Source organism: Flavonifractor sp. An91, assembly GCF_002159225.1.
GTDB lineage: Bacteria > Bacillota > Clostridia > Oscillospirales > Oscillospiraceae > Flavonifractor > Flavonifractor avicola.
The window spans coordinates 1-14,254 of record NZ_NFHA01000049.1 but is presented as its reverse complement, the minus strand read 5'-3'; the positions used below and the strand labels follow the sequence as shown (position 1 = coordinate 14,254).

The 14,254-nt window shown below is 63.5% G+C and carries 18 protein-coding genes; 2 read left to right on the top strand and 16 right to left on the bottom strand.

Features of this window, described 5'->3' with window-relative positions:
• Window positions 1-225: 225 nt before the first annotated feature.
• Together B5G42_RS16330 and B5G42_RS16325 are read right to left on the bottom strand one after the other, a co-directional pair.
• Window positions 226-906 (bottom strand): TIGR00266 family protein, encoded by a 681-nt coding sequence (locus B5G42_RS16330; RefSeq protein WP_087272645.1) that lies wholly within the window; start codon window positions 904-906, stop codon window positions 226-228.
• 75 nt (window positions 907-981) lie between these two features.
• Window positions 982-1,593, bottom strand: a complete 612-nt coding sequence (locus tag B5G42_RS16325; RefSeq protein WP_242961264.1) for a single-stranded DNA-binding protein — start codon at window positions 1,591-1,593, stop codon at window positions 982-984.
• 204 nt (window positions 1,594-1,797) lie between these two features.
• On the opposite strand from B5G42_RS16325, the gene B5G42_RS16320 reads away from it, so the two are divergent.
• Window positions 1,798-2,004 (top strand): hypothetical protein, encoded by a 207-nt coding sequence (locus B5G42_RS16320; protein WP_140399876.1) that lies wholly within the window; start codon window positions 1,798-1,800, stop codon window positions 2,002-2,004.
• A 37-nt stretch (window positions 2,005-2,041) separates the two neighbouring features.
• Here B5G42_RS16320 and B5G42_RS16315 read toward each other — a convergent pair whose 3' ends face one another.
• The 13 genes from B5G42_RS16315 to B5G42_RS16250 all read right to left on the bottom strand — a co-directional run bounded on the left by B5G42_RS16315 (window position 2,042) and on the right by B5G42_RS16250 (window position 13,059).
• A complete protein-coding gene (locus B5G42_RS16315) occupies window positions 2,042-2,458 on the bottom strand; it encodes a cupin domain-containing protein (RefSeq protein WP_087272636.1) in 417 nt (138 codons plus the stop codon).
• Window positions 2,445-3,536 carry an ethanolamine utilization protein EutH gene (eutH, locus tag B5G42_RS16310; protein WP_087272633.1) on the bottom strand — a complete coding sequence of 364 codons (1,092 nt, stop codon included), beginning with the start codon at window positions 3,534-3,536 and terminating at the stop codon, window positions 2,445-2,447. Before eutH ends, B5G42_RS16315 begins: the two co-directional genes overlap by 14 nt.
• A 48-nt stretch (window positions 3,537-3,584) precedes the next feature.
• Window positions 3,585-3,815: a EutN/CcmL family microcompartment protein gene (locus B5G42_RS16305; protein WP_087188658.1), complete on the bottom strand. Its 231-nt coding sequence runs from the start codon at window positions 3,813-3,815 to the stop codon at window positions 3,585-3,587.
• Window positions 3,790-4,062 (bottom strand): hypothetical protein, encoded by a 273-nt coding sequence (locus tag B5G42_RS16300; RefSeq protein WP_087188659.1) that lies wholly within the window; start codon window positions 4,060-4,062, stop codon window positions 3,790-3,792. The genes B5G42_RS16305 and B5G42_RS16300 overlap by 26 nt, the downstream gene beginning before the upstream one ends.
• On the bottom strand, window positions 4,059-4,682 hold the full coding sequence (locus B5G42_RS16295) for a phosphate propanoyltransferase (RefSeq protein ID WP_087272631.1): 624 nt from the start codon (window positions 4,680-4,682) through the stop codon (window positions 4,059-4,061). The genes B5G42_RS16300 and B5G42_RS16295 overlap by 4 nt, the downstream gene beginning before the upstream one ends.
• Window positions 4,669-5,391 (bottom strand): ATP-binding protein, encoded by a 723-nt coding sequence (locus B5G42_RS16290; RefSeq protein WP_087272629.1) that lies wholly within the window; start codon window positions 5,389-5,391, stop codon window positions 4,669-4,671. Before B5G42_RS16290 ends, B5G42_RS16295 begins: the two co-directional genes overlap by 14 nt.
• A complete protein-coding gene (locus B5G42_RS16285; protein ID WP_087188677.1) occupies window positions 5,392-5,688 on the bottom strand; it encodes a BMC domain-containing protein in 297 nt (98 codons plus the stop codon).
• A gap of 313 nt (window positions 5,689-6,001) precedes the next feature.
• Window positions 6,002-7,456: an acetaldehyde dehydrogenase (acetylating) gene (locus B5G42_RS16280; RefSeq protein WP_087272626.1), complete on the bottom strand. Its 1,455-nt coding sequence runs from the start codon at window positions 7,454-7,456 to the stop codon at window positions 6,002-6,004.
• A gap of 4 nt (window positions 7,457-7,460) precedes the next feature.
• Window positions 7,461-8,114: an ethanolamine utilization microcompartment protein EutL gene (gene eutL, locus B5G42_RS16275; protein WP_087188663.1), complete on the bottom strand. Its 654-nt coding sequence runs from the start codon at window positions 8,112-8,114 to the stop codon at window positions 7,461-7,463.
• 174 nt (window positions 8,115-8,288) lie between these two features.
• Complete coding sequence (gene eutC / locus B5G42_RS16265; protein WP_087272621.1) at window positions 8,289-9,161, bottom strand: ethanolamine ammonia-lyase subunit EutC; 873 nt, start codon at window positions 9,159-9,161, stop codon at window positions 8,289-8,291.
• Window positions 9,162-9,174: 13 nt separating this feature from the next.
• Window positions 9,175-10,539: an ethanolamine ammonia-lyase subunit EutB gene (locus B5G42_RS16260; protein WP_087272617.1), complete on the bottom strand. Its 1,365-nt coding sequence runs from the start codon at window positions 10,537-10,539 to the stop codon at window positions 9,175-9,177.
• Between the two features lie 19 nt (window positions 10,540-10,558).
• Entirely contained in the window at window positions 10,559-11,974 is a 1,416-nt protein-coding gene (gene eutA, locus B5G42_RS16255; RefSeq protein WP_087272614.1) for an ethanolamine ammonia-lyase reactivating factor EutA, read from the bottom strand.
• On the bottom strand, window positions 11,974-13,059 hold the full coding sequence (locus tag B5G42_RS16250; protein ID WP_087272611.1) for an iron-containing alcohol dehydrogenase: 1,086 nt from the start codon (window positions 13,057-13,059) through the stop codon (window positions 11,974-11,976). Before B5G42_RS16250 ends, eutA begins: the two co-directional genes overlap by 1 nt.
• A 313-nt stretch (window positions 13,060-13,372) precedes the next feature.
• On the opposite strand from B5G42_RS16250, the gene B5G42_RS16245 reads away from it, so the two are divergent.
• Entirely contained in the window at window positions 13,373-13,828 is a 456-nt protein-coding gene (locus tag B5G42_RS16245; RefSeq protein ID WP_087272609.1) for a hypothetical protein, read from the top strand.
• 48 nt (window positions 13,829-13,876) lie between these two features.
• Here the strand turns inward: B5G42_RS16245 and B5G42_RS16240 are convergent, their stop codons facing one another.
• Window positions 13,877-14,083, bottom strand: coding sequence for an alpha/beta-type small acid-soluble spore protein (locus tag B5G42_RS16240; RefSeq protein ID WP_087188670.1), 207 nt, complete (start codon window positions 14,081-14,083; stop codon window positions 13,877-13,879).
• Window positions 14,084-14,254: the final 171 nt, after the last annotated feature.

Below are 14,254 nucleotides of genomic sequence, written 5' to 3'. Positions count from 1 at the left end.
GTAGTTCATATAGTCCCCTCCTGGTGTTTTGGTTGTGTGGTTACTCCATTCTACCACTGGGGGCCATATGAACTCTTTTTATTTCCCTAAATTGTTGCGCTTGATAGTATAATTCACCCAGAGCAATCAAAAATGCCGCCCTTTCGGGCGGCATTTTTCTTGCCTGTGGAGCTGTTCTTATACCACTAAAAAGGGACGCTGCCAAAGGCAGCGTCCCTTTTCTATTCAGTTGCTGCCCTTGGGCAGGAAGGGGAGCAGCGCGTCGGCCAGGCCAGTGACCGGCATGGTCTGAAGGGTCACCTTGCCGGGGCCGGTAATCACCGTATTAAACAGGCCCTCCCCGCCGAAGAGGACGTTTTTCACGCCCTTGATCATCTGCACATCGATGGAGCAGGTGGCGTCCATCATGGCCAGGTTGCCGGTATCCACCACAATGCTCTGCCCCGGCTTCAGCTCATATTCCACCACCGAGCCGTCCAGTTCCACAAAGGCCATGCCATAGCCGGACAGCTTCTGCATGATAAAGCCCTCACCGCCGAAAAAGCCGGTTTTCATCTTTTTCTGGAAGTGGATGGACAACTCCACTCCCTGCTCCGACGCCAGAAAGCCCCGCTTCTGCACGATGATCGGATGGGCCGGGTCGATAGGGATGGCCCGAATGGTGCCGGGCAGGCTGGAACCAAAGGCAATCATGCCCGGGCCGCCTACCGCCGTATATGTATTCTGGAAGATGGAATCGCCGGAAAACATCCGTCCAAAGGCCTTGCCAATGCCCCCCGCGCTGGTAGACATCTCCATATTGGGGGACATCCAAACCATAGACCCCCGCTCGGTGATCATGGACTCGCCGGCGGCCACCTGACAAATCACTACCGGCATGGGCTCTCCCTTGATCTCATACTGCATACCATCGCCTCCTCATCAAATGGGTTTCCAAAATGAGTATACGATAGAGGCCGCTGGGATGCAAGCCGTTTTTCGTCAGACTTCCACCCCCTCCAGGCGCATGACCGACACCTCGAAGGCGGTGCGCTGACAGCTTTCGCCATTCTCCAGCTTGGTGTAGGCCCGGCTCTGGAGGCGGCCCTCCAGCCGCACCCCGTCCCCCACTTCCAACTCGCCGCAGCAGCGGGCCAGCGCCCCCCAGGAGATGCAGGGCAGATAGTCCGCCCGGCCATACTTCCGATTTACCGCCAGCATGAGATCGCAGATCTCCCGGCCCAGAGGGGTGCGCCGGAACACCGGCGGCTTGCACAGTACCCCGGCCAGGGTAAGCCGGTTCTCATTGGGGCCCTCCCCCGGCTTGATGCTCTTGGCGTGCAGGGTGATGACCAGCTTGCTGCCGGTTCCGCTTTTGTTGTTAAAGGAGCGCACCTCCCCCTCCACCTCCACCGGCGTCCCCGCCTTTACCGGATACTCCTCCAGCAGTTCTTTGGGCGCAATGACGTTGATGGTGTCCTCCGAGCCGGACAGCCGGAGCACCGTAAGGGGAAAGGTCTCGTACACGACCCCGTGGGTCTCATGGGACCACACCGGGTCCGCCGTGACGGTCCCCCGGAGCATTGCCCGATTCTCATTCCATCCTGTCTGCATATCCATCCACACTCCTGCCTGTTTTAGGTAGCTGTGGCATCTATATGCAGGTTTGTCCCCCGCTATGCCCCCCGGCGCAGACAACGGTTGACGACTCCCACCCCCAGGGAGTATGATAGGGAAAAGGGGTGTAGCATACATGAACAAGTATTTGAAAGATGTGACCTTTACCAAGGTATTTTTATCTGGTTCGCCCTCTTCTTTTTGCTGCTCATGATCAATATGCAGACGGTGCAGAATAGCCTGCTGGTCAGCATCACCGGGGACGCCCTGGGCGTATTCCTGCTGATCTTCCCCGTCCCGCCCCACTCCTTCCAGCGCCGCTACGGCAAGGAGCGTGCTGTCCATGTCACCCGTGTCCTGGCTGTGGCCATTATTGTGATATCGTTTATTTCCAAAGTGCAATTCTAAACAGAAGGTCCAGCCCATTGTATGGGCTGGACCTTTTTTACTGCTGATTTTGCCAGTCGGCGGGGTAGACGAAGTAGAGGAACCGGGCATGGCCGGTGACGGAAAACTGAATTTCGCTTCCCTTGGGAATGTGGATCAGCTCCCCCGGCCCGGCGGACACCTTCTGCCCATTGCACAGGATGTCCAGCCGCCCCTCCACCACATAGTCCATCTCGTCGTAGTTCAGGGTCCAGGGGAAGGTGGTGTCGGTCATCTCCATGATGCCCACCCCCAGCCTGGGAGACTGCTCCAGGGTGAACAGGTCCCGGGTATACACCTTGTCACCGGGGTTACCGGTGTTCATCCGGTGGGTCTCGGTGATGGTGAGGGCGGGCACCTTCACCGCCTGCACCCCGCCCCCCAGGTGCTCCAGCAACACCTGGCGGATGATTTTTTCCAGCTTATGCTTGTCCATGACTGGTCTCCTTTCGGGTGAGGAACATGGCCACCGCCACGGCGGTGACGCCGCCCACCAGCTTGCCCACGATCATGGGGAAAATCATGGTGGAATCAAAGCCGGCGGTAAAGCCCAGGTGGTCACCGAACACAAAGGCCGCCGACACAGCAAAAGCCACGTTGATAATCTTGCCCCTGCGGTCCATGTCGCCCATCATCTGAAACATGGGAATATTGTTGGCCAGGGTGGCCACCATCCCGGCTGCCGCCACGTCGTTCATGCCCAGCAGGCTGCCCAGCTTCATCAGGGGCTTTTTAAACACCTTGGTGATGACGTACACCAGGGGGAAGGCGCCCGCCAGCACGATGGCGATATCACCCACAATGCCGATGCCCTCCTCAATGGAGTTGAGGCCAGGGATAATAGTCAGGGGCGTCAGGGCCTCAATGATGGCGGCGGCCAGACCGATGGTGATGATGATAACGATAATGCGGCCAAAGACCTGGAAGCCTTTCACCATGCCGTTAGGCACAAAGGCCAGCCCCAGGGCAATGAGCACCGCAAAGAGCACGATGGGCAGCAGGTTGCGCAGCACCATCATCACCGGGAATCCCGCCACCAGGCCGCCCACAAAGCTGCCGATGGGGATGGTGATGACGCCGGCCAGCACGCCGGTGGCCAGAGCGGGCCGGTCTTCCGCCTTGATGATGCCCAGGCCCACCGGAATAGTAAAGACGATGGTGGGGCCCAGCATTGCCCCTACGATGAGGCCGCCGAACTGGCCCGCCTCCTCCGTCAGTGCCAGCTCCTGGGCCAGGGGGGCTCCCCCCATGTCGTTGGCCAGGATGGTACCGGCGAACATGGCCGGGTCGGCCCCCAGGAACTGATAGAAGGGCACCACCACCGGCCGCAGCAGGTTGGCCAGCACAGGGGCCAGGCAGATGATACCGATCATGGCCAGGGCCAGAGAGCCCATGGCCATGATGCCCTCCTCAAACTTCTCTCCCAGGCCGAACCGGTTGCCCAATATGCGGTCGATGGCCCCCAGGGCCATAAAGAGCACCATCAGATAGACGATGATCTCGTTGATGGACATAAACTGTCCCTCCCTTTTGTGAAACGGGGCGGCAGGTGGGCCGCCCCCTTATGGATCAATGATCCCGATGATGGCGGCGTCCACCGGCACATTTGCCCCGGCAGCGATGCGGGCCGCCCCACCGGTGGCGATGAGGACCCGCTCGCCCTCACCCGCCCCCACGCAGTCGGCGCACACCAGCAGCCTGTCCCCCACCTCCACCGTCAGGAAGGCCTGACCGGTCAGGTTGGGGGCTTTTTTCGTGGCCCATACCTTACCGGCCACCTGTCCCAGCAACACAGATTCCCATCTCCCTCAGCTGCCGCTCCAGGGACAGGCAGCGGCGATAGATTGACGGCGGGGCGGTGCGGCGGTAGAGCCGGTACTCCAGCGCCTTCCGCTCCAGGCACACCCGTGCCCCCGCCAGCAGGGCGGCCAGCACCTCGGTCTCCCCCGGACTGGCCGGGGCCAGGGCGGCCAGCCGCCCCATGGCCCCCACCGGCAGCCATGTGATCACCAGGGTGCGCCCCCGCCACTCCAGCCTCACGGCAGAATCAGCGCCCGGTCGCCCTTTTGAAAGCCGCAGGCATTGGCTTCGTCGTAGTCAATGTGGGCGAAGGTGGCGAACTGGGGGGACACCCGCACCTCCACCCCCTCCAGGGTCAGAGGCCGCTGGGTGAGGCACTTGAGCCGCACCTCCCGGCCATTCTCCACTCCAAAGCGGGCGGCGTCCTCCGGGGTCATGTGGATGTGCCGCTTGGCGGCGATGAGCCCCCGGTCCAGCCGCAGCACCCGTTCGCCGTTGCGCAGGGTGATGCCGGGGGTGCCCGTAATATCCCCCGACAGCCGCACCGGGGGCATGATGCCCAGCACCACGCCGTCGGTAAGGGAGATCTCCACCTGGCTCTCCTTCCGCTCAGGGCCCAGCACCACCACGTTGGGAATGGACCCTTTGGGTCCCTCCAGGGTAACCCGCTGGGCGCATACGAACTGCCCCGGCTGGGACAGGTCCTTTACCCGGGTCAGCTGGAAGCCGGGGCCAAAGAGGGTATCCAGATCGGCCCGGGACAGGTGGACATGGCGGCCGCTGGCCTCCACCTCCACCGTCAAGCGGCGGACGATCTGCTCCGCCAGGGCCTCGATATTGATGGTATTAAGCGTGTTCATATTGTCCCGCCTTTAGCTTGATCATCATGATCCACATGAGGGAGGACAGCCGGTTCAGGGCCAGGATGATGTCCCCCCGGGTCACGTTGCCCTCCACGTCCTTGAAGGCGGCGTAGGCCGAAAGCTCGGTCTGCCGCACCAGAGTACGCACCTTGTTCACCGCCAGCAGGGCGGGCCTGTCGGTGTAGGCGGGCAGAAAGTGGGGCTGGCCCAGGTACTTGTCCGGGTAGTGGGAGTACTCCCGCAGCTGCCCGGCGTCGTAGCCGCACAGGCGCAGCTCCCCCACCGGCTCGTCCAGCACGTCGCACCGGATGAGCCGCCGCACCAGGGCCAGGGCCTCCTCCAGCTCCTTTACCAGGGCCGGATAGGCCTGGGAGGCCTGCTGGGCCAGCATAATCTCCCCCTCCAGGGCGTCGATCATCCCCCGGAAGGCAATGCGGGGGTGGTCCTTACGCACCAGGATGTTGCCCTTGAGGTGGGTCATATGCTCCGGCTTTTCGTTCAAAGTGGCGCCGAAGAGGGTACGGTATTTACCAGGGGCGGGTGCGCCGGCATCCTCCCGCCCCTGAGGGAATACCGCCTGAATCTTGTGGGCGGCCAGCCAGTCCCGGGCCCCGGGGGTCAGCTTCTGGTCCTTGTTGACCACCACCGGCCCCCGGGTGCCGTTGTCCGACATCCGTCGCACGTCCTCACGGGTGAGCAGCTCCATTTATTCGCTCATGCCCTCGCCGCCGTGAGGCAGGATGTGGTCCACCTCGGCGTGGGGGCGGGGAATGACGTGGACGGAGATCAGCTCCCCCACCTTTTCGGCGGCGGCAGCGCCCGCGTCGGTGGCGGCGTTGACCGCACCCACGTCGCCCCGGACCATGACGGTCACCAGACCGCCGCCCACCTGCTCCTTGCCCACCAGCTGCACATTGGCGGCCTTCACCATGGCGTCGGCGGCCTCAATGGCCCCCACCAGTCCCTTGGTCTCCACCATACCCAGCGCGTTTGTATTTGCCATGTTCTGTTTCCTCCTGTCAGTTGTCTGTTTCATAGGCTCCGCCGGTTGGGCTGGAGCCGGTTTGCTTCTTCTGCCCCGGCCCGGCTGGGCCTTCTTTTTGGGGGCCTGCCGGGGCGTATCGGCCACCGGCAGATGGGGCGCTCCCCCCGCCTCGCCGGCCTCCTCCCCGTTGGCAGCCTGGACATCGTGCTCCATGTCCTCCTCCAGCCCCTGGGGGCGCTCGGCCATCAGGGAGTTGGTCAGGTTCTGGGCCTCCTGCAAGATGGCCTCATGGGGGTTCAGCAGCACGCCGTCGGCGTTGACTTCGCTCATCTTACCTCAGCCTCCCCATGATCTGCTCCACCAGCCGGTTGAGCAGGGTCTCGTCTACGGTGCAGGAGGAAAGGGCCGGGCTGCTCCCCCGCAGCTCCTCCAGCTCCTTCACGCCCCAGGCCACCCGCTTGATATTAATGAGGTCCAGAGGGCCGATGTTGTTGGAGCTGGACGACCCGCCCACCGCGCCGCAGCCCAGGGTGAGGGCGGGGAACAGGCAGGTGGTGGCCCCGATACCGCCCAGGGCGGAGGGGGTGTTCACCAGCACACGGCTGGCGGGGACAGCGGCGGCAAAGCGCTTGGCTACCTGTTCGTCCTCGGTGTGGATGGAGAAGGTGTGGCCCGCTCCCTCCCACTCCAGGATCTCGATGCAGCGATTCAGCACCGCCTCCTCGTCGGGCTCCACAAAGCAGCCCAGGATGAGGCCCAGCTTCTCGCTGGAATAGGGGTGGCCCTTGCCTACCCCGGTCTCCCGGGCCACCAGCACCCGGGCGGAGGGGGGCACCCGGTTCAGGCCTGCCAGCTGGGCCACGGTGGACACGCTCTTGCCCACGATGGCCGGGTTCATGGTGCCGTTGGGCCGGAGAATGAAGCGGGAGAGCTGGCGTGTCTCCTCCTCGTCCAGCAGATAGGCCCCCTGGGCACGGAGGGCGGCCTTTACCGCCGGTTCCATTCGCGCCTCCATAATGACGCTCTGTTCGCTGGCGCAGATGGTGCCGTTGTCAAAGGTCTTGGAGTCCAGGATGCGCTTTACCGCCCGCTCCACATTGGCGGTGTGGTGGATATAGGCCGGGCCGTTGCCGGCGCCCACGCCGATGGCGGGGGTGCCGGAGGAGTAGGCCGCCTTCACCATGGCCGCGCCGCCGGTGGCCAGGATAAGCCGGGTGGTGTCATGGCGCATGAGGGCATTGGTGGCCTCGATGGTGGGGGTGGTAATGCAGGAGATGGCCCCCGCCGGAGCCCCCGCCTCCTCCGCCGCCCGGCGGATCACATTTACCGTCTCCTGGATGCAGTTGGCCGCGCCCGGATGGGGGGAAAACACGATGGGGTTGCCCGCCTTCATGCAGATCATGGCCTTGTAGATCACCGTGGAGGTGGGGTTGGTGGAGGGCACCAGGCCGGCCACCACACCTACCGGCACGCCGATGTCCACCGTCCGATGCTCCCTGTCCTCGGCCAGAATGCCGTGGGTCTTTTGGTCCCGGATGGCCTCATACAAGGTCTCCGCCGCAAAGCGGTTTTTGATCTCCTTGTCCTCCTTCCGGCCAAAGCCGGTCTCCTCCACCGCCATGTCGGCCAGCCGCCGGGCGTGCTGGGCACCAGCTTGGGAGATGGCCGCCGTGATGGCGTCCAGCTGCTCCTGGGTCATGACGGACAGGGCCTTCTGGGCCTTTTTCGCCTGGGCCAGCAGGTCCCGGACCTCCTGAACCGATCTCAGATCTTTATCAAATTCCATAGGATCACACCTCCTTGGGATGGTCCGCCACCGCCTTTACCGCCTCGGCAAAGGCGGCTGCCGCCGCGTCGCAGGCGGACTGGGTGCCGGTAAGCAGGCCGCCGCCGAAGTTGGTCTCGCTGGGGGGCTCAAAGAGGGCCACCAGCTCCACGTCGGAGGCCTTCATGGCCTCGTCCAGACCCACCATGGCCTCCAGAGGCGGGGCGATGAGGTAGGCCAGGGCCTCCCCCTCCCGCACCCCGGCCACCTTGGACAGGTAGGTGCCGGTGCGGGAGACGGTGTGGGCAAAGTAGATGACGGAGTCATCCTGATTGGCGGAGCGGAACCCCGCCCCGCTGTTCATGAAGTCCACGCAGGCCCGCAGGCCGGACTGAACCTCCGCCGGGTTGGGCCCGGCCAGGATGCCGATGACCTCGCCGGCCAGGGCGGTGGAGGCATTGGCCGCACCGGCATATAGGGACTTGCCGTACACCACCTCCACCGCCGCCGCCTTGGTGGCCTCGTCCAGGGCGCAGTAGGTCATGTCGTCGCTGTCGGCGGTGATGAGGCCGATAGAGCGGTACTGTTTGGGCAGGCCCAGCTTTTTGGCCAAAGTCTCGCTGACGTTGGCAATGGTGCGGGTAGAGAGTACCTTGGCCGGGATCAGATCGCCTGTCATACCGTCACCCCTTCAAACTTTCCCCACGGGGCAGGCCCCGCGGGGACCCCAAGTGTATTTTCATCTGCTCGGGCGAAGTGAATTCGCCCGGCATCAAGGTTTTGCCTGGCGGCAAAACGCTTGTACGCGCTGACGCGCGCCCCGCCGTGCAGGGCCCCGTTGCCGCTGGTATCCTCAACGCAGGTCAATTCCACTCGCCTTCCTTTCCAGCATGGTCTTGATGAGTTCCGCAATATGGGCGCCCGCCTCCACGGCGGTGGTGCCCCCCTTGTGGATGTTGGAGATCACGGTGCGCTTGGACTCGGGGATGCCGATGTGGGGCTTGTAGGTCAGGTAGGCCGACATGGATTCCGCGGTCACCAGGCCGGGCCGCTCCCCCACCAGCATACAGACCACCTCCGCGCCCGTCAGATCACCAATGTGGTCGGAGGCGCCCACCCGGCAGTACTTTACATAGAGTACCGGGCCGCCCTCCAGGCCGTAGGCCTTCAGGCCCGCCCGCACCGCCTGGAGGCAGTCCACGGCGTTGGCCTCGATGGCGGCGGAGCTGAGTCCATCCCCCACCACCAGGGCAATTTTCGGGTTCTGCCCAAAGGTCTTTTTGATGACGGCCTGATTCTCCTCGTCAAACCGGCGGCCCCGGTCGGGCCGGGTCAAATACTCGTCCTTGGTCTGGCACAGAGTCTGAACGGGCACAAAACCGTTCTGCACAGCAAATTCATCGGGCACATGGGAGAACACCGAATCCTGGGCGGCGGCGTGGTCGGCCCGCATCCGCAGCATGGAGATGGTTCGGTACCGAGCCCCCGCTCGCCCCAGCCCCAGCCGGGCCGGGGTTTTTAACTTCAAATCCTGAAAGGCCTGGCCGCTGCGGGGGTTGTCCACCAGGTACTGCCGCCGCAGGTCGATCTGGGTGATATCCTCCAGGCAACCCTGGCTCACGTCTTCCTGCCGGGGGGCAGGCCGGGCCGTGGTCACGGCAGCAGGCTTCCCCGCCAGCTCCAGCACCATCCGCTCCACCATGGAGCGCAGTTCTTTTTCATCCAAATTCAAAACCTCCTTACCCCAGCAGCACCGACGCGTCACCCGCCAGGGGGGTCAGCTTGCCATTTTCCACAAAGCCCATGTCCTCCAGCCACCGCTGGAAGGGGGGAATAGCAGTCAGGCCAAACATCTCCCGCAGGGCGGCGGTCTCATGGAAGCCGGTGGTCTGGTAGTTGAGCATCACGTCGTCCCCGTGGGGGATGCCCATAAAGTAGTTGCACCCGGCGGCGGTGAGCAGCACCGCCAGATCCTCGATGTCGTTCTGGTCGGCCTTCATGTGGTTGGTGTAGCAGGCGTCGCACCCCATAGGGATGCCGGTCAGCTTGCCCATGAAGTGGTCCTCCAATCCAGCCCGTATTACTTGCTTGGAATTATACAGATATTCCGGCCCGATGAAGCCCACCACCGTGTTCACCAGGTAGGGCTGGAACCGCTTGGCAAAGCCGTAGCACCGGGCCTCCATCACCACCTGGTCCGCCCCGAAGTGGGCCTCGGAGGACAGCTCGGAGCCCTGGCCGGTCTCGAAGTACATTACGTTGGGCCCCACGGCGGTACCCTCCTTCAGGGCCAGCTGCCGGGCCTCCTCAATGAGCTTGCCGTCCAGGCCGAAGGCCTCGTTGCCCTTCTGGGACCCTGCGATGGACTGGAAGATCAGGTCACAGGGAGCCCCCTTCCGCACCGCCTCCATCTGGGTGGTGACGTGGGCCAGCACACAGATCTGGGTGGGGATATTCCAGCGGTTGCGCACCTCGTGGAACCGATCCAGCACCCGGCGCACACTTTCCACCGAATCGTCCACCGGGTTGAGGCCCAGCACCGCGTCCCCCGCCCCGTAGGTCAGGCCCTCCAACAGAGAGGCCAGGATGCCGTCGGGGTCGTCGGTGGGGTGGTTGGGCTGGAGCCGGCAGGACAGGGTGCCCGGCAGGCCGATGGTGGTGTTGCAGTGGGCGGTGACCTTGATCTTCTTGGCGGCGTAAATGAGATCCATGTTGCTCATCAGCTTGGCCACGGCGGCGATCATCTCCGCCGTCAGGCCACGGCTCACCCATCGGATGGCGTCGCCGTCGTGGTTCTCCGCCAGCAGCCACTCCCGCAGCTCGGCCACCGTCCAGTTCTTGATCTGGTCGTAGATTTTCTCGTTTACGTCGTCCTGAATGATGCGGGTGACCTCGTCCTCCTCATAGGGGACGGCGGGGTGGTTGCGCAGATCGGCCAGAGTCAGGTTGGCTACCACCACCTTTGCCGCCACCCGCTCCTCGGCGTTCTCGGCGGCAATACCCGCCAGCCGGTCTCCCGACTTCTCTTCATTGGCTTTGGCCAGGGCGTCCTTCACCGATTTGAATTCATAGACGTGCCCCAGCAGCTTGGTCTTGAGTATCATGTGATCGCTCCTTTTGCGGCTACGATTTGTGAAATACAAGGGTCTTAATAACGATGGGTAATACCGCGCCCCCGGCCACCGGGGCGCCGATGTCGATATAGTCCCCGTTGTCCATCTCCACTCCGTCCAGGCAGAGCAGGGGGCCGGATAGCAGGGCGGCCATGGCCTGACCCAGCACCTTGGCCTGGTCGGCCTCCACCGCCACGATGGGGACAAAGCCCGCTTCCACCAGGGGGATCAGGCCCTCGGCCACTCCCTGGGCCAGCTCCTGGATGCGGCTGTAAGAGGGATTTTTCTCCCCCCGCAGAGCCAGGGCCAACTGCACCAGCCCCCCCTGGTCCTGGTACCAGCTCAGCTTGTCCCGAATACGCCTTGCCAGTTTTTCCGGCGGTCCCCCTTCCTCCCCAGCAGCTAATTTGAGGATGGGGATGTTTTTCAGGGGGAAGGTGATATCCCGGTAGAAGATGGTAGAGCCGGACAAATCGGTGGCGTGGCTCCCCGCCCCCACCACCGTGGCCCTTATAGTCTCCGCCCCCCGGAACCGGCCCGCCTTCTGGAAGGCCGGGGAGGCCGCGATGGCCCTGCCCAGCAGCACGCCCATATCTCCGAAGGCCAGCCAATCCGATGGCGGATCATAGATGCAGTCGGCCACCCCGCCGGAGAAGGACACCACCGGTACCTCCTCCACCGTCCAGCGGGTGCCCTCCGTGAGAAAGGCGTCCAGCCTGTCCCGGCCGGGCCGCAGGCCCGCCGCCTGCTCCAACGCCTCCGCCATGATTTGAAGGGTGGGCTGCAAGCCCTCCGGCGTGATCCGCTGACCCACCGCCGGGGCGGGACATCCCGCCCGTGCAAACACCGGCGACACATAGGTGACCCGCCCGTTCCTATCCAGCTTAATGAGCCGCCCGCCCACGTCCAGGCAGCCGGTACGCACCAGCTCTCCATTTTGGTATAAAGCCAGGTTGGCGGTGCCTCCACCGATATCAAAGTGTAATACGGTCGTGTGATGTTCCTTTGCGTATTCGTCCGCACCCGCTCCCCGGGCGGCCAGGATGGACTCCAGGTCGGGCCCGGCGGTGGCCACCACGAAGTCCCCGGCGAACTCCGACAGGGCGGAGAGCACCTCCTGGGCGTTCTCCTTCCGGGCGGTCTCCCCGGTGATGATGACCGCCCCGGTGTCCACCTGGGACTTGTCAAAGCCCGACTTGCGGTACTCCTCCTCCACAATGGCCCGCACCCCGGCGGCGTCGATGACAGTATCGGACAGGAGCGGGGTGAAGTGGATGGCGGAGCGGTAGAGCACCTCCCGCCCGGCGATGGACACCCGGGGCACCGTGAAGGGGGTGGCCCGGTTCTCCAGGGTCAGCCGGGACAGGATGAGTTGAGTGGTGCTGGTTCCAATGTCGATGCCCACCGACAGTAGCTGCTCCCCCATTACGCCAGCTCCCGCAGAATGGCCTTGATGTCCTGGGGGGTGACAGGCCGGGGATTGGAGGGGGCGCACAGGTCGGCCAGGGCAGCGGCGGCGATCTCGTCCCCCTGGTCCCGCACTGTCTTTGCGTCCACCCCGCACTCCGACAGGCGGCCCGGCTGTTCCAACCGTCCCCGCAGCCGCTCCATGGCAAAGGCCAAACCTCTGGCCGTGGGCGTCAGGCCGCAGGCCTTGGCCAGGGCGGCGTACCGCTCCGCCGTATGACGGTCAGCGGCGTTGAAGCGGATCACATGGGGCAGCAGCATGGCGTTGAGCCGCCCGTGGGGAATGTGGAACCGCCCACCCAGGGCGTGAGCCATGCTATGGCTTAGCCCCAGCCCGGCTCCATTAAAGGCCATGCCCGCCAGATTGGAGGCAAGCAGCATATGCCCTTTGGCCTCCTGCTCCCCGTGAAAGGCGGCGGGCAGGCTGCTCCAGGCCAGGGCAAAGGCCTTTTCCGCCAGGGCGTCAGTATACACATTGGCCCCGGCGGCCACATAGGCCTCGGCGGCGTGGGTGAGCACGTCCATGCCGGTGTCCGCCGTCACCTTGGCGGGCACCCCAGCAAGAAAGACCGGGTCCAGCACCGCCCGATGGGGCAGCAGGGCGTCGTCCACCAGGGGGTACTTCACTCCCTTCTGGCTGTCTGTGAGCACGGCGAAGGAGGTGACCTCCGAGCCGGTGCCGGCGGTGGTGGGTACGGCCCAGAAGGAAATCTCCCCGGTAGCCCCCAGCTTTTTGCCGTACTCCACCATGGCCTTGGCACAGTCCAGGGCAGAGCCGCCCCCGAAGGCCACCACCGCCTGGGGCTTGAAGTCGGCCAGAGCCCTGGCTCCCCGGGCCACCACCTCCAGAGGCGGGTCGGGCACCACGCCGGTAAAGGTCTCCACGGTGCAGCCGGGCAGCCGGGCTTTCACTTGGTCCAGCAGGCCGGATTTGGCCAGAAAATCGTCGGTGACCACCATCACCCGCCCGCCGGCCAGCTCCTCCAGGGCAGCCAGGGCGTCCTTTCCAAAGGAGACGGCGGTTTTCAGCTTAAATGTTTCCATGCTCGTTCCCCTGTTTCTTCCTTGATGGCCTTAGTATGGCGGCGGCGGGCAGGAATATACCAAAAGCCTGCGAAAGAAAAGCTTCATCATTCCTTCAGAATCTGTTCACAGCCTGTTCACCATCCCTTGGCGAAAAACGGATATGATAACAGCGTCAGGTACAAATGACAAACCATTCTCCTCTCTCTCTTACCTCTCTGTTCAAAACAAGGAGACCCGCCCAACGGCGGGTCTCCTTGTTTTTTGTGTTGGGTGTATGCAAACGTACAACAAAGGCCCCTGTTTCACCATAGGTAAAAGGGAGGGTAGCCATATGTGGGATATGGATGGACAGGGACAACAATTTCACCATCTGCTCCAGCTCTTTGCCGCCCAGCTGGAGCCCGCCCGGGCTATGGAGGTGGCCTGGGTCTATCCGGAATTCACGCCCGGCACGGTGTATCAGACGGGAGACTATGTCCGCCAGGGTTTCAATGCTGTGGGGGACCCCCAGCTCTATCAGGTGACCCTGGACCACCGCGCCAGCGCCGGTGTGGTACCGGAGCGCACCCCGGAGCTCTACGAGCCCATCGGGCTGGATGGGTCAGGTGTACCCCTGTGGAGCCGCCCGGCAGGGGACCGGGACGGTTATGCCATGGGGGACGTGGTGTCCTTCCGGGGGACCCGGTACCGATGTCTGGCAAACGCCTGCCTGTTGAGCCCGGAGGAGGCCCCGGACCAATGGCAGGCTCTGGCCTGTAAAAGCGCAGAAGAGCCGCCGGTCCATTGACTGGCGGCTCTTCCACGTTGTTCAGAGCGGATCTCTGTTGATGGCGTTTTACTTGCCGGACATACCGTTCTCGTAGGCCTGGATCATCTTCTTAACCATCTGGCCGCCCACGGAGCCGGCCTCACGGCTGGTCAGATCGCCGTTGTAGCCCTGCTTCAGGTTGACGCCCACCTCGGCGGCGGCCTCCATCTTGAACTTGTTCAGGGCCTCGCGAGCGCTGGAAACCACGGGCTGATTGCTGTTGCTGTTGGACATGATGTTGCATCTCCTTTGCAATCGTTTTGTTGGATCGGTGATCCGACCATAGCTTTGCCTCAGCCCGATTTTCTATGCGGATTTTTTCTTTCCAATCCATGGAGGCCAAAAATGATCCATTTTTGCACTTTTTTCTCTGCATAACAAAACAGGGGCGCGCTGCTAATGCAG

What these genes read in the sequence shown, in the direction of transcription:
- eutH (WP_087272633.1), bottom strand. Translation starts at nt 3,536, where the DNA reads ATGTCCATCAACGAGATCATCGTCTATCTGATGGTGCTCTTTATGGCC.
- B5G42_RS16250 (WP_087272611.1), bottom strand. Translation starts at nt 13,059, where the DNA reads ATGGAAACATTTAAGCTGAAAACCGCCGTCTCCTTTGGAAAGGACGCC.
- B5G42_RS16315 (WP_087272636.1), bottom strand. Translation starts at nt 2,458, where the DNA reads ATGGACAAGCATAAGCTGGAAAAAATCATCCGCCAGGTGTTGCTGGAG.
- B5G42_RS16330 (WP_087272645.1), bottom strand. Translation starts at nt 906, where the DNA reads ATGCAGTATGAGATCAAGGGAGAGCCCATGCCGGTAGTGATTTGTCAG.
- eutA (WP_087272614.1), bottom strand. Translation starts at nt 11,974, where the DNA reads ATGGGGGAGCAGCTACTGTCGGTGGGCATCGACATTGGAACCAGCACC.
- B5G42_RS16280 (WP_087272626.1), bottom strand. Translation starts at nt 7,456, where the DNA reads ATGGAATTTGATAAAGATCTGAGATCGGTTCAGGAGGTCCGGGACCTG.
- B5G42_RS16290 (WP_087272629.1), bottom strand. Translation starts at nt 5,391, where the DNA reads ATGGAGCTGCTCACCCGTGAGGACGTGCGACGGATGTCGGACAACGGC.
- B5G42_RS16260 (WP_087272617.1), bottom strand. Translation starts at nt 10,539, where the DNA reads ATGATACTCAAGACCAAGCTGCTGGGGCACGTCTATGAATTCAAATCG.
- eutL (WP_087188663.1), bottom strand. Translation starts at nt 8,114, where the DNA reads ATGACAGGCGATCTGATCCCGGCCAAGGTACTCTCTACCCGCACCATT.
- B5G42_RS16240 (WP_087188670.1), bottom strand. Translation starts at nt 14,083, where the DNA reads ATGTCCAACAGCAACAGCAATCAGCCCGTGGTTTCCAGCGCTCGCGAG.
- B5G42_RS16245 (WP_087272609.1), top strand. Translation starts at nt 13,373, where the DNA reads ATGTGGGATATGGATGGACAGGGACAACAATTTCACCATCTGCTCCAG.
- B5G42_RS16285 (WP_087188677.1), bottom strand. Translation starts at nt 5,688, where the DNA reads ATGGCAAATACAAACGCGCTGGGTATGGTGGAGACCAAGGGACTGGTG.
- B5G42_RS16295 (WP_087272631.1), bottom strand. Translation starts at nt 4,682, where the DNA reads ATGAACACGCTTAATACCATCAATATCGAGGCCCTGGCGGAGCAGATC.
- B5G42_RS16325 (WP_242961264.1), bottom strand. Translation starts at nt 1,593, where the DNA reads ATGCAGACAGGATGGAATGAGAATCGGGCAATGCTCCGGGGGACCGTC.